Source organism: Nocardia sp. NPDC059180, assembly GCF_042754945.1.
Taxonomy (GTDB): Bacteria; Actinomycetota; Actinomycetes; order Mycobacteriales; family Mycobacteriaceae; genus Nocardia.
This window is the reverse complement of the sequence record NZ_JBHZBU010000003.1, coordinates 864,480-876,723: the sequence shown is the minus strand read 5'-3', so window position 1 is coordinate 876,723 and position 12,244 is coordinate 864,480. Positions and strand designations below refer to the sequence as shown.

Below are 12,244 nucleotides of genomic sequence, written 5' to 3'. Positions count from 1 at the left end.
GACCCCGAATCGGCGACCGGCCCGGCCACCGAACGACCCGCAGCGATGTAGTCGGCCAAATCCTGCTCCGTCGGCCCGGCCGCGGCCTGCCCACCGAAGGAACCCAACGCCAACACCGCAGCACTGGCCACCACCACCACACGCAACAACCGACGCGAGGTACTCCGTCTCATAACTTGCCTTCCTGAGCGACAAACGTTTCAGTGACAGCGCCGCCGCGAAATGTGACGGCACCAAAACTGCGCCAACGGTATTTGCGGAAACGACGCGGTCCCGCGGAGAACGGGGGTCTCTGGAAACCTCACGAAAATCGATCACCGGTATTCGGCACGATGGACAGTCGAGTCGCTCACTACCGGCGCGTCGGCACCGAAACGCCCTATGCATCAGGCATTTCTGGGACTTGACCTGGATGTTTGCTGTCGAGCTAGATGTAGCGAGGCGCGGCTTGCTCGGGAATCAATGTGCGCTGAGCCAATTCTCGAACGCCTCTTACTGTGAGCTGTACAGGCGTGGATTCAAAAGCGGTATTTCCATATTTCCCACTGGATACAATTACCGACCGTGGAAAAGCTGTCATGGCAGCAGCGGGCATCGGTGCCTCGTCCGGTCTCAGATTCGCGGGCATGGACGTGCCTCGGAGCTGAGATATCAACGGCGAGCGGGTAATAGCGCAGCGCAGGCCGGACCGGTCGGGCAGGAGGACGATGCCGGATGTATCTCGTGAGCATGGTTGCGGCCTGGTTGACGTTCGCCGCCCTTGGCGCGACATCCCTGTGGGTGGTCTGGGTGGCCCCGGTATCCACCCGCGTCAAGGTGCAGCGCTCACTCGGCCCCGTGTGTCTGTTGAGCGTGGTGGTGATGCTCGTCTGGATGCAGCTCGCGGCCGGCTGGTAAGGGATCCTCCCGGTGACCGGTATCAGGCTTTCGGGCCTATACGTGCGTCAGGATGCCAGCCCGCGCACCTGTTCCAGAAGGCCGACGATCTGCTGGATCGTGTCGAGGTTCTGCAAAGGCTCGGGGATGCGGCGCCGCAGACGCTCCCAGCGAGTGGAGGCGCGGGTGATGTTCGGCTCCGGATCGGCGAGATCCTCGAGGACGTCATCGATATCGCTCGGCTCGGCGACCGAATCCGGTGCCGCGGCGATATGGGTGCGGAGCCGGGCGAGTTCGTCGCGCAGTTCGGTGAGCAGGGTGGCGAGCTGATCGGTGTCCGCGCCACCGGAAAGATGGACCGGACCGTTGATCTGCCCGTTGTTGCCGGAGCCACCGATATTGCCTGCGACCACCTGGCTGCCGGTGATGCGGACCGAATGCGAAGGCGTGTTGTCTGGCATCGAGGTTCCTAATCCGTTGCGGTCGAGTTGGTATCGGGACCGGCCTGCACGGAGCCGGAATTGCCTTCGCCGCCGATGTTTCCGGCGATGACGTTGGAGTTGTTGACGATCGTCGAGTTGTTGATCTGCTTGACCATGTCATCGAAACCCTTGGCGGCGATGCCCTTCTCGGTGAGGTAACGATGTACTGCGTCGAGGGTGCGCCGCTCCAGAATCTTCAGGTAACGGTCGCTGTCGGTCTCCTGGAACAGGTTGTTGAGCCGGTTGCCCGCGCCGATCTCCCGGATGCTTGCCGCGGCTCCGAGTACCTGTGCCGCTTCGTCGGGAGTGGTCCAGGTGCCGCCGGGGCGACTGCGGGTGATCATGCCCCGCACGAGATCGCCGACGCGGCTGGGCACGGTGGTCGGCAGCAGCGCCAGGTCCGCGACCGCTGCCCACAGGGCGCGCAGCTCCAGCATGTCCGGTGGGGTGTCGACGCGGCGGAACACGGGAGCGATCGGCGGCAATACGAACGCATGCCATTCCAGCACCAGCATGCGTTCCTCGCAGCCGACGTGCAGGAATCCCGAAACCGCGAGTTGACGTGCCCAGCTCTCCAGTCGGAAGCAGCGGTAGTAACGCAGCCATTCCGGTGACTTGTTGGCCAGGTCGGCCCAGTCCTGCTCGTTGAGCTCCGGCTCGACGCCCGCGTTCAGTCGATCCAGCAGGGGGCCGGCGGACGGGTTGTGCACAATGTCGACCGGCGACAGCAGCGCCCAGCTGGTGATGCCCAGGTCGGCGAACCGCCATCCGGGTGTGAGGGTGGGGGAGGTGCGTAGCTTCTTCAGGTCCTCGGACACAAAGTCCTGCAGTTCACGCGGGTCGAATCTCGGCACCATGGCGACCGCGTTCTCCGGCGCGACGGCACCCTTCGTGGTCGTCTTCGCATACAGCTCGAGTGCGGCCGACCAGGAGCGGATCCGGTTGCCGGCGCCGACGAACGGCTTGCGTCCGCGATAGACGACGATCTCGCCGGAGTTCTCCTGAGAGCGACGCAACTGGTCCTGGGTGATGCGCTGCAGCCGCGCGGCGTACGGCGCGGATGCCTTGACCACGGCTTCGCGCGGTGCGGTCTGCGGTTGATAGCGCCCGTACCCGAACCAGTTGGTGGCGACCTGCCAGGGCAGATAGTGGCGGGCGACCAGCATGCAGAGCATCGCTGTTGTCAACGCCAGCGCGAGCAGGACCAACAGCACGGCGACGCCCGAACTCGAGTCCGAATCCGATGATCCGATCAGGAGCGCGCCGAACGGCACCGCGACGAGCGCCGGTATCAAGAGCCAGAGGAAAGCGAGCAACCACCACAGGAAGGCAGTCGCCCACCAGCGTTGGCCCCGTCCGAAGAGGAAGCGGCCGGAGCCCGATGAGCTGTATGCAAGCCGTGACACGATCGCCGAGCACGCTCGCCAGGTGATCCCGGATGCCAGCCACACGACGACCAGCGGAAACGCGAGCACGGTGGTGACCGCGAGCAGCGCGAGCAGGACGGCGTTCACGGTCCGCCGCCGCGACTGCGCCGCCAGCGCCTCGCGCAGCACGGTCGTCGCGTCCACACCGGGCGAGGGCGGGATCGCCCGCTTGGGCTCGGCCAGGTATTCCTCGACCAGGGCATCGGCCAGCTCGTCGTCGAGGTGAACCGCAGCGGCCAGATAGCGTGTGGGCTCATCGGTCGGTGTGGTCATCGCGGTCTCGACACCGCGTCACGAAGCTGTTTCGCCGTGCTCATCCACGCCCCCCTGGAGAACTTGAATCGCTTGTGTCGCAGAGATTATCAGCGCCCTGCGACAAGATCGCCGGAATCGCGCCCGACTGCCTTCGCTCCCGGAGTGTCGGCCAACCTCGGAGTGTCGGCCCAGGCGTCGAGGCTTTGGCGGGGCCGACTCGATCGAGGCCGGTTCATCGCAGTCCGGCGCCCGGCCGGCGGGCGACAGGAGACCGCAGGGCCGGATCGCTCGGATGAGAGGCTGCCGGCGTCATGGCCTGCCCGGAATAGATCACCCAGAACCCTTGCTCAAAACTAGAACGCGTTCTAGCTTTGAGGGTGAATCTGTCGCGACGCGGGCCCGAAAGGCGCATGAATGAACACTGATCCGCAGATCACCGAGGTCGATCAGCTCCATCGGGAGCCGTTGGCGGTCGATATGCTCATCCGTTCGCTCGATCTGTATGCCGATCGGACCGCGGTGCACATCGGTGACGAGCAGCTGACCTATCGCCAGGTGCGCGACCAGATCAGCACGTTCGCGCAGGCCTACACCTCCCTCGGGCTCGGGATCGGCAGCCCGGTGGCGATCCTGTCCGCGAACCGGCCCGAGGTGCTGTTCGCCCAGGGCGCCAATGCGGTCACCGGTGTCCGGTTCGCCGCGCTGCATCCCATGGGTTCGCTCGACGATCACGCCTACGTTCTGCAGGACGCGGGCATCGAGACCCTCATCTACGACCCGGACAAGTACGAGGAGCGGGCCGCCGCGCTGGCCGAACGGGTGCCCGAGCTGAAGAACCTGCTCGCCTTCGGCCCGACCGAGGTGGGCACCGATCTGCTGGCCGCCGCCCAGGCCTTCGAACCCGCCCCGCTGGTCGCCCCCGATGTCGCGCCGAGCGACACCGTCAGCCTCGCCTACACCGGCGGCACCACCGGTAAGTCGAAGGGTGTGATGCTCAGCTTCCGTGGCGGCGCGACGCTGCTGCGCATCCAGATGACCGAATGGCAGTGGCCGCAGGACGTGCGTTTCCTGGTCTGCACGCCGCTCAGCCACGCAGGCGGCGCGTTCTGGAACCCGACCAGCCTGCAGGGCGGTTCGATCGTGGTGCTGCCCGGATTCGATCCGGCGACGGTGCTCGCCACCATCGAGAAGTACAAGATCACCTCCACGATGCTGGTCCCGACCATGCTCTACGCCCTGCTCGACTATCCCGACCTGGACAAATACGATCTGTCGAGCCTGGAGACCGTGTTCTACGGCGCCTCTGCGATCTCGCCGACCCGGCTGGCCGAGGCGATCGAGAAGTTCGGCCCGATCTTTTTCCAGTTCTACGGCCAGGCCGAATGCCCGATGACGATTTCGGTGCTGCGCAAGGAAGACCACGATCCGGCCGTGCCGGAGCGGCTGGCCAGCTGTGGCCGTCCGGTGCCGTGGCTGCATGTCGCGCTACTCGACGACGAGGGCAATCAGGTGCCGACGGGGGAGCCGGGCGAGATCTGCGTGCGCGGCCCGCTCGTCATGAAGGGCTATCTGAACAAGCCAGAGCAGACCGCCGAGGCCACCGAACACGACTGGCTGCACACCGGCGACATCGCCCGCCGCGACGCCGACGGCTTCCTCTACATCGTCGACCGCAAGAAGGACATGATCGTCTCCGGCGGATTCAACGTCTATCCACGCGAAGTGGAGGATGTGCTGTCCGCTCATCCCGCCGTGAGCGCCGCCGCGGTCATCGGTGTGCCCGACGATAAATGGGGCGAGGCCGTGAAAGCGGTCGTGGTGTTGCGTTCGGGTCGCGAGGTGGCGGTCGAGGAATTGCAGGCCCTGGTGAAGGAACGCAAGGGCGCCGTGTACACGCCCAAGACGGTCGATTTCGCCGACAGCATCCCGCTCAGCCCGCTGGGCAAGCCGGACAAGAAGGCGCTGCGCGCGCAGTACTGGGGCGACGGTGCGCGACAGGTGAACTGAGCACTTCTCGTGGCAGAGCCGGCTGGACGACGTGTTCAGCCGGCCCTGCATTCGTGTTTCGAGCGAACTATCGGCGGCCCTGTGAAGTACTTTCGCCCACCTCTGAGCGACAATCGACAGCGTTGTCGCTCAGAGGTGGGCGAGACGTCCCCGTACCTGGTAAGCCGAAGCCGCGCCGGCTCGAATCAGCCGGAGATGCATATGCCGGTATCAGCGATCCGGCGGTCCGGCAAGAATCGCGGTGACCATGTCGATCAGCTCTTCCATGACTTCGTCAGGGGACAGCCGAGTACCGCTGAGCGCCAGCATGTCGCGCAGACCGTCGAGATCGCCGAGCGCCTGGAAGGTCAGGCTCATGGCTTGAGTCAGCCGGAAACGTATGGTCCGGGCCGGGACACTGGGATAGATCGCGCCGAGCAGTGTGGTGAACCGCCGGGCCTGCGGCGCGAAACCGTCGGTGATCCGCGACAGCGCCGGATGACGGCTGCCGATGATCCCCGCGACGATGGTGACCCACGCGGTCCCGCCCGCCGCGATCTGCTCGGCTACGGGGCGAACGAATGCCTCGGCCACCGAGCGGGCCGACGGATCGCCGGAAGCCTCGATGCCGTCCAGCAATTCGGCGCGACGGTGTGAGACCTGGCCCCCGCGCTGGTCGAGCAGTGCCTCGACCAGCGCGTCCTTGGAACCGAAGTGATAGTGCACCGAGGCCACATTCGCGCCGGCCGCCGACATCACCGCGCGCAGCGACACCGCGTCGATCCCGCGCTCGGCGAAGAGCCGTTCGGCCGCGAGGATCAGGCGCTGATCGGTCGGCAGGACGGCGTCGGGCGGCCCGTCCGGCGCGGTGTCGGTCTGTAGTCCTCGGGTCACCTGCGCACCCTAATCGAGGGGTGCGGGCGCGCCGTAGAGCGTCACGACGCAGGCGCCGCCGAGGCCGAGGTTGTGTGCGAGGGCGCGCCGGGCGCCGTCGACCTGCCGCGGCCCGGCCTCGCCACGCAACTGCCAGGTGAGTTCGGCGCATTGCGCAAGACCGGTAGCGCCGAGCGGGTGCCCCTTGGAGATCAGCCCGCCGGACGGGTTGACCACCCAGCGTCCACCGTAGGTCGTCGCACCGGCATCGATCAGTCCACCCGATTCGCCTGGCGCACACATGCCGAGCGATTCGTAGGTGATCAGCTCGTTGATCGAGAAACAGTCGTGCAATTCGATGACGTCCACCTCGTCGATGCCGACACCGGTCGCCGTGAACACCTCCTGCGCGGCCTTGCGCGTCATCGGCGCACCGACCACATCGATCATCGATTCGGTCGCGAACGACGACGTGTCGTCGGTGGCCAGCGCCTGGCCGAGGATCTCGACGGCGCGATCGGCGAGGCCGTGCTTGCGCACGAACGCCTCGCTGACTACGACCGCCGCGGCCGAACCGTCCGACATGGGTGAGCACTGCGAGCGGGTCAGCGGATCGTGCACCGGCTTGTCGCCGAGCACCTGCTCGAGGGTGTACGCGTCCTGGAACTGGGCGTAGGGGTTCCGGGTCGAATGCTCGTGGTTCTTCACCGCGACACCGGCGAGCTGTTCGCGGGTGGTGCCGTAGCGGCGCATGTGCTCGGCCCCGGCGGCGCCGAAGAACTGAGCTGTCAGCGGTGCCTTGCCGAATCCGTTGGTGGACTTCAGAACCGCGATATGGCGGTCGATCGTCGAGACGGCCGGATTGCCCGAGCCTGCCATGGCTTCCTTGGTCATCTGCTCGAAGCCCACGGCCAGCGCCACGTCCACGAGCCCGGCCTGCACCCATTCGCGGGCGAGCATCAGCGCGGTCGACCCGGTGGCGCAGTTGTTGTTGACGTTCACCATCGGAATCCCGGTGAGCCCCACGTCGTAGAGTGCCCGCTGCCCCGCCGTGGACGGCTGGAAAACGTAACCGACCGCAGCCCGCTGCACCTGGTCGTAGCCGACGCCCGCATCGGCGAGCGCCGCACCCACCGCCTCGGCGACCATATCCGGGTAGTTCCAGTCCCGGCTGGCGATCTTCTCGAACTTCGTCATCCCGACACCGATGACGAACGTGCGCTGACTCATTGATTCTCTCCTCTACACCGCTGTGCGCGTTGATATGTGGTGATTACTGTCTCGGCCGTGCACTGCCGACGACCCAGAGGGCATGGAATTGCGACGCACCGCCCATGGCGTGGCCGATGGCGAGCTTTGCCTCAGGTACCTGATGTGCACCGGCGGTGCCGCGGACTTGCAGTGCGGCTTCGGCGAAACGCAACAGCCCGGTGGCGCCGGTCGGATTGCCCGACAGCACCCCGCCCGACGGATTGATCGGCAGGTCGCCGCCGAAGGCGGTGCGCCCGGAGTCGACCATTTTCCAGCCCGCACCGATCTCGGCCAGCCCGATGTTCTCCAGCCACATCGGCTCGTACCAGCTGTAGGGGATGTATAGCTCGGCTGTGTCGATCTCGCCGGCCGGATCGGTGATCCCCGCCTGCCGGTACGCCTCGGCTGCGCATTGCCTGCCCGCTTCCGGGTTCACCTCGTCGCGGCCGGCGAAATGGCCGGTCTCGGTGCGCCAGGCCATGCCGTGAATCCAGGCCGGCGGTTGCGGATTGCCCTCCGCATCGTCTTCGCCGGCGATGACCACCGCGCACGACCCGTCCGAGGACGGGCACGATTCCAGATACCGGATGGGATCCCAGAGCATCCGCGAATCGCGCACCTCTTCGACGGTGATATCCGGACGTTGGATATGCGCGTACGGATTGCGCGTCGCATTGAGCCGATGGTTGACCGCCACCTGCCAGCCGATGTGCTCCGGCGCCCCGGATCGCCGGATGTACTCGCGGATAACCGGGGCGAAATGTCCGCCCGCCCCCGCGCCGAGGTTGGCGCTGAACGGCAGACCCCGAGAGAGCGCCCAGGTGAAATCGCCCTCGGATTCCTTCGAATAGGCGACCACGAGCACCCGCCGCGCCAGTCCGGCCTGCACCAGATGCGCCCCGTAGATGGCGGCGTGCCCGCCGACGCTGCCGCCGGTGAACACCCGGGTGACCGGCAGGCCGCGCGCACCCATGGCATCGGCCAGGTACAGCTCGGGGTTCATCACGCCGTCGAACAGGTCCGGCGTCTTCGACAGCACGATGGCGTCGATATCGCCGTGGTCGAGCCCTGCGTCGGCCAGTGCGGCGTCGACGGATTCGCGCACCAGCGCGCCGATGGTGACCTCGCGTTTCTTGGCCTGCTTGCTCTGTCCGATTCCGATGACCGCGGTTCTCATCGATCTCCCTCCATCAGGCAGATCAGGTTCTGCTGTAGCGCAGGCCCGTTGGTGGCGTGGGCGAGGGTGCGATCGGCGCGGCCGTCCAGAATGTGTTGTGCGGCCTCGCCTATCCGGATCAGCCCGGTCGCGGTCGCCGGTCGGCCGGCCAGTGGTCCGCCACCAGGATTGATCCGGGCGCCGTTCACTTCGAGTGTCGCGGCGAGCAGAGGCTCCTGATAGCTGTATTCGCAGTGCAATTCGGCGATATCGACCGCGGCTGGTCCGAAGCCGGCGAGTTCGGCCGCCCGGGCGGCCGCGGTGGCGACGGTGTCGACGCGGGTGAGATCGCGCGTACCCGGATAGTGGTTGTCCATCCGATGATCGGCGCCCCGCACCCAGGCGGGCCGGTCCGCGAGTTTGCGGGCGACGTCACCGGCGGCGAGCACAACGACGGCTGCCGCGTCCCCGACCGGCGCCACATCGTGGGCGCGCAGGGGAGAGGCGATGTAGGGCGCGTCCAGCAGTTGATCGACCGGGTACTCGCCGGATACCTGAGCGGCGGGATTACCGGTTGCCGAGGCGAGGCTGCGTGAGACCACCTCGGCCAACTGCCGCTCGCTCACCGCACCCTTCTCGATCAGCGCCGCAGCCTGCAATGCCGCAATGGCATCGCGGTGCGGGCGCAGCGGCGCCAGGAAATACGGATCGAGCTGAGCGGCCATCACCTGGTCGAGATCCTGCGGCAACGACCCGCGGCCGATGCCGTAGACGACCGCGATATCGCCTTCGCCGAGCTGTAGCCAGCTCAACGCCTCGTAGAAGGCCCAGGCCGCATCCATTTCGACATGCGATTCCGAGATCGGCGGCCATGCGCCGACCGCGTCGAGCGATTCGATGTAGGCGAAGGTCCGGCCCTCGAAGAAGTCGTGGCTGCCCGAGGCGAAGAAATCGACGTCGTCGCGGGTGATTGCGGCGGTGTCGAGTGCACGGCGAATCACCGGCAGCAGGATCTCTGCCATGTCGTGGCGGCGATCGGCAGCCGTGCACGGCGACTGGGCGAAGGCGACGATACCGACCTCACGCATCGGAACCCCCTGTGGTGGAGTCGGATTCGGCAGAGGTCACCGGCCGGTAGTAGCGAATGCTGTTCATCGACGTGTCGAGTTCCTCGTCGGCGCACCAGACCGGTTCCACCGCCATCCCGATGCGCACCTGGTTCGGCTCGATCTCCTGGATCAGATGCATCAGCCGGGTGTCCGCGCCGCGGACCTGGATGTAGGCGACAACGTACGGCGGCTGGAAGACCTGGCCGGGGAATGGGAAATTCACCACGCAGAAGGTGGAAATGGTCCCGTCGCCGGGGAGTTCGAACGGCTCGGACAGTTCGGTGAGGCAGCGCGAACAGAACTCCGGCGGCGGCAGATATACCTGAGCGCAGCTCGGGCAGCGTCGCGCGAGCAGCCGGCGGTGGGCAAGTCCGCGCAGGAACACCGAGCGGCCGACGCCCGCGACGTAGGTGTAGTCCATGCGGAACGGGTTGGTGAACTCGGTGACGGGTTCGGGCAGCGGTGTACTCACGGCGTCACCACCGGCTCGAAGCAGACGATGTCGCGGATACTGCCTACGCGTTCGGCCCGCCAACGGGGCGCGACCCGCAATCCCGGCGTCATCCGCGAAGGATCGCCACCGGTGTCCACCGCGTGGAACAGGCCGCCTTCGGTCCCGTCGATGGTGATCAACGCCCAGGCGTAATCGTGGGCGAAGTCGTCGTCGGGGCGATGCGGCACCCAGGTCCAGTGCCGCACCGTTCCGGTCTTCGCGAGCTCGACGAGCTCGCCGGTGGCGCGGGCGGTCTGGGGATCGAATTCGGCCGCCGGGCACAGCACAGTGCCGCGATCGGTGCGTACACCGAAGAGCCTGCCCTCGCGCAAGCCGCCGAGGAACGCGCCGACCGTGGGACCGACGGTGCGGTTGAACGGGAATTGCAGGCTGTACGGCGCATTCAGGCTGTCGTGCGGTGTTTCGGCTGTCATTGGGCTCCTGCCGACTGGTACCGAGGAGTGGCGGTCGGCCCCCGAGGGGCAGCGGGCCGCGATTCGATCGTGGACCAGCGGCGCACCCTCTGTCAATCAGTTGTTTCAATCACTTGATTGACAGGCATGTACAGCTGGTCGGCGATGTCGTAGTCTGGCGCCGAAAGTGGAACTTGTTTCAGACGTATTCCTCGGGTGAGGAGATTCCCATGGCCATAGTTCAATCGCTGCCATCGACGGCCGACGGCCACCGCAGGCTCGGCCTGAGCAACCCGGCCACGCGCGAGGAAGTCGGCGAGATCGTGGTCAGCACCGCGGACGAGGTGGACGAGGTCGTCCGGCGCGCCCGCGCCGCGCAGCCCGGGTGGGCGGCACGCCCGGTCACCGAGCGCGCCGACATCATCCGCCGCGCGGTCGAGGTGCTGATCTCGCGGCGGGACGAGATCGTCGCGACGGTCCAATCCGAAACCGGCAAGCCGCGGGTGGAAGCGCTCGCGATCGAGATCGTGCCCGCCTGCGATTTCCTCAACTACTGGAGCGGACGCGCCCGCAAGGATCTGGCCGACGAACGGCGGCGGCTGCACGGCTACATGGCCCCGTTGAAGAAGCTTGTCATCAACTACCAGCCCCTCGGTGTGGTCGGCGTGATCACGCCGTGGAACGGCCCGTTCGTGCTCTCGCTCAATCCCGTGGCACAGGCGCTGCTTGCGGGCAACTCGGTGGTGCTCAAGCCGTCCGAGGTGACACCACATTCGGCCGAATGGGCGGTGAAGATCCTGCACGAGGCGGGCGTGCCCGAGGATGTCGTGCAGGTGGTGCACGGTGACGGCGAGACCGGCGCGGCACTCGTGGCGGGCGAGGTGGACAAGATCTCGTTCACCGGCAGCGTCCCGACCGGAAAGAAGATCGCCGCGGCGTGTGCGGCCCGGCTGATTCCCTGCACCATGGAACTCGGCGGCAAAGACGCGATGATCGTCTGCGCCGACGCCGACCTGGAGCGAGCCTCGGCCGGCGCGGTGTATCTGTCGATGTTCAACACCGGTCAGGTCTGCATCGGCGTCGAGCGGATCTACGTGGTGGACAGCATCGCCGACGAATTCATCGCCAAGGTGCGGGAGAAGGCCGAGGCGGTCACCTACGGGCCCGGTACCGGCAAGGATGTCGGCCCGCTGTTCTGGGATCGACAGCTCGACATCGTCACCCGGCACGTCGACGACGCCGTGGCCAAGGGCGCCAAGGTGCTGGTCGGCGGCAAGAGTGATACCGCCGACGGTGTGTTCTTCCAGCCGACGCTGATCGTCGACGTCACCCATGACATGGACCTGATGCAGCAAGAGACCTTCGGGCCGGTCGTGGCGATCATGCGGGTCGCCGACGAGGACGAAGCCATCCGCATGGCCAACGACTGCGAGTACGGACTCAGCGGCAGCGTGTTCACCAAGGACCCCGACACCGTCGTGCGGATCGCCAAGCAGCTACGCACCGGATCGGTCGTGCACAACGACGCCTCGGTCATCTACGGGGCGCCTGAGGCGCCGTTCGGCGGCCGTAAGGACAGCGGGCTCGGCCACGTCAACGGCCGGGACGCATTGCGCGGCTTCACCCATGCCCAGCCGGTGCTGCTGGATCGGTGGCAGTTGAAGAAGGAGAACATCTGGTACCCGTACACCGACAAGACCGTGCGGACGCTGGAGCGGATGATCGACGTGGCGTTCGGTAGCGCCATCGCCCGCAAGCTCATGTCGTGACGGGTCGGCGGGTGCTGGTGGAACACATTACAGAAGTCGGGTGCGTATCCGCGGTCGGAACGCGACGCTGCGGATGGGCACATCGAGCTGCCGGACGATTCCGGGCCTGCGGTCGCATGGCCGGGTGTGGGCCTTGTGGCATCATCGAGTAGAA

11 protein-coding genes are annotated in these 12,244 nt (G+C 66.6%); 3 read left to right on the top strand and 8 right to left on the bottom strand.

What is annotated here, in order from left to right:
* The first annotated feature begins 723 nt into the window (after positions 1 to 723).
* Positions 724 to 897, top strand: a complete 174-nt coding sequence (locus ACFXNW_RS14470) for a hypothetical protein (RefSeq protein WP_379418089.1) — start codon at positions 724 to 726, stop codon at positions 895 to 897.
* Between the two features lie 47 nt (positions 898 to 944).
* Here the strand turns inward: ACFXNW_RS14470 and ACFXNW_RS14465 are convergent, their stop codons facing one another.
* Positions 945 to 1,337 carry a hypothetical protein gene (locus ACFXNW_RS14465; protein ID WP_379418088.1) on the bottom strand — a complete coding sequence of 131 codons (393 nt, stop codon included), beginning with the start codon at positions 1,335 to 1,337 and terminating at the stop codon, positions 945 to 947.
* An 8-nt stretch (positions 1,338 to 1,345) separates the two neighbouring features.
* Positions 1,346 to 3,058, bottom strand: coding sequence for a hypothetical protein (locus ACFXNW_RS14460; RefSeq protein WP_379418087.1), 1,713 nt, complete (start codon positions 3,056 to 3,058; stop codon positions 1,346 to 1,348).
* A gap of 396 nt (positions 3,059 to 3,454) precedes the next feature.
* On the opposite strand from ACFXNW_RS14460, the gene ACFXNW_RS14455 reads away from it, so the two are divergent.
* Positions 3,455 to 5,047: an AMP-binding protein gene (locus ACFXNW_RS14455; RefSeq protein WP_379418086.1), complete on the top strand. Its 1,593-nt coding sequence runs from the start codon at positions 3,455 to 3,457 to the stop codon at positions 5,045 to 5,047.
* A 210-nt stretch (positions 5,048 to 5,257) separates the two neighbouring features.
* On the opposite strand, the gene ACFXNW_RS14450 is transcribed toward ACFXNW_RS14455, so the two are convergent.
* From ACFXNW_RS14450 to ACFXNW_RS14425, 6 genes are read right to left on the bottom strand one after another with little or no spacing between them, the layout of a single operon-like run.
* Complete coding sequence (locus tag ACFXNW_RS14450) at positions 5,258 to 5,920, bottom strand: TetR/AcrR family transcriptional regulator (RefSeq protein WP_379418085.1); 663 nt, start codon at positions 5,918 to 5,920, stop codon at positions 5,258 to 5,260.
* A gap of 9 nt (positions 5,921 to 5,929) precedes the next feature.
* Positions 5,930 to 7,129: a lipid-transfer protein gene (locus ACFXNW_RS14445; RefSeq protein ID WP_379418084.1), complete on the bottom strand. Its 1,200-nt coding sequence runs from the start codon at positions 7,127 to 7,129 to the stop codon at positions 5,930 to 5,932.
* A gap of 43 nt (positions 7,130 to 7,172) precedes the next feature.
* Positions 7,173 to 8,327, bottom strand: a complete 1,155-nt coding sequence (locus ACFXNW_RS14440; protein ID WP_379418083.1) for a thiolase domain-containing protein — start codon at positions 8,325 to 8,327, stop codon at positions 7,173 to 7,175.
* Positions 8,324 to 9,394 (bottom strand): lipid-transfer protein, encoded by a 1,071-nt coding sequence (locus tag ACFXNW_RS14435; RefSeq protein WP_379418082.1) that lies wholly within the window; start codon positions 9,392 to 9,394, stop codon positions 8,324 to 8,326. The genes ACFXNW_RS14440 and ACFXNW_RS14435 overlap by 4 nt, the downstream gene beginning before the upstream one ends.
* Positions 9,387 to 9,836, bottom strand: a complete 450-nt coding sequence (locus ACFXNW_RS14430) for a Zn-ribbon domain-containing OB-fold protein (RefSeq protein WP_379418161.1) — start codon at positions 9,834 to 9,836, stop codon at positions 9,387 to 9,389. The genes ACFXNW_RS14435 and ACFXNW_RS14430 overlap by 8 nt, the downstream gene beginning before the upstream one ends.
* Before the next feature lie 47 nt (positions 9,837 to 9,883).
* Positions 9,884 to 10,342 carry a Zn-ribbon domain-containing OB-fold protein gene (locus ACFXNW_RS14425; protein WP_379418081.1) on the bottom strand — a complete coding sequence of 153 codons (459 nt, stop codon included), beginning with the start codon at positions 10,340 to 10,342 and terminating at the stop codon, positions 9,884 to 9,886.
* A 209-nt stretch (positions 10,343 to 10,551) separates the two neighbouring features.
* On the opposite strand from ACFXNW_RS14425, the gene ACFXNW_RS14420 reads away from it, so the two are divergent.
* Positions 10,552 to 12,090: an aldehyde dehydrogenase family protein gene (locus tag ACFXNW_RS14420; RefSeq protein WP_379418080.1), complete on the top strand. Its 1,539-nt coding sequence runs from the start codon at positions 10,552 to 10,554 to the stop codon at positions 12,088 to 12,090.
* Positions 12,091 to 12,244: the final 154 nt, after the last annotated feature.

What these genes read in the sequence shown, in the direction of transcription:
- ACFXNW_RS14445 (WP_379418084.1), bottom strand. Translation starts at nt 7,129, where the DNA reads ATGAGTCAGCGCACGTTCGTCATCGGTGTCGGGATGACGAAGTTCGAG.
- ACFXNW_RS14420 (WP_379418080.1), top strand. Translation starts at nt 10,552, where the DNA reads ATGGCCATAGTTCAATCGCTGCCATCGACGGCCGACGGCCACCGCAGG.
- ACFXNW_RS14425 (WP_379418081.1), bottom strand. Translation starts at nt 10,342, where the DNA reads ATGACAGCCGAAACACCGCACGACAGCCTGAATGCGCCGTACAGCCTG.
- ACFXNW_RS14435 (WP_379418082.1), bottom strand. Translation starts at nt 9,394, where the DNA reads ATGCGTGAGGTCGGTATCGTCGCCTTCGCCCAGTCGCCGTGCACGGCT.
- ACFXNW_RS14430 (WP_379418161.1), bottom strand. Translation starts at nt 9,836, where the DNA reads ATGGACTACACCTACGTCGCGGGCGTCGGCCGCTCGGTGTTCCTGCGC.
- ACFXNW_RS14460 (WP_379418087.1), bottom strand. Translation starts at nt 3,058, where the DNA reads ATGACCACACCGACCGATGAGCCCACACGCTATCTGGCCGCTGCGGTT.
- ACFXNW_RS14455 (WP_379418086.1), top strand. Translation starts at nt 3,455, where the DNA reads ATGAACACTGATCCGCAGATCACCGAGGTCGATCAGCTCCATCGGGAG.
- ACFXNW_RS14465 (WP_379418088.1), bottom strand. Translation starts at nt 1,337, where the DNA reads ATGCCAGACAACACGCCTTCGCATTCGGTCCGCATCACCGGCAGCCAG.
- ACFXNW_RS14440 (WP_379418083.1), bottom strand. Translation starts at nt 8,327, where the DNA reads ATGAGAACCGCGGTCATCGGAATCGGACAGAGCAAGCAGGCCAAGAAA.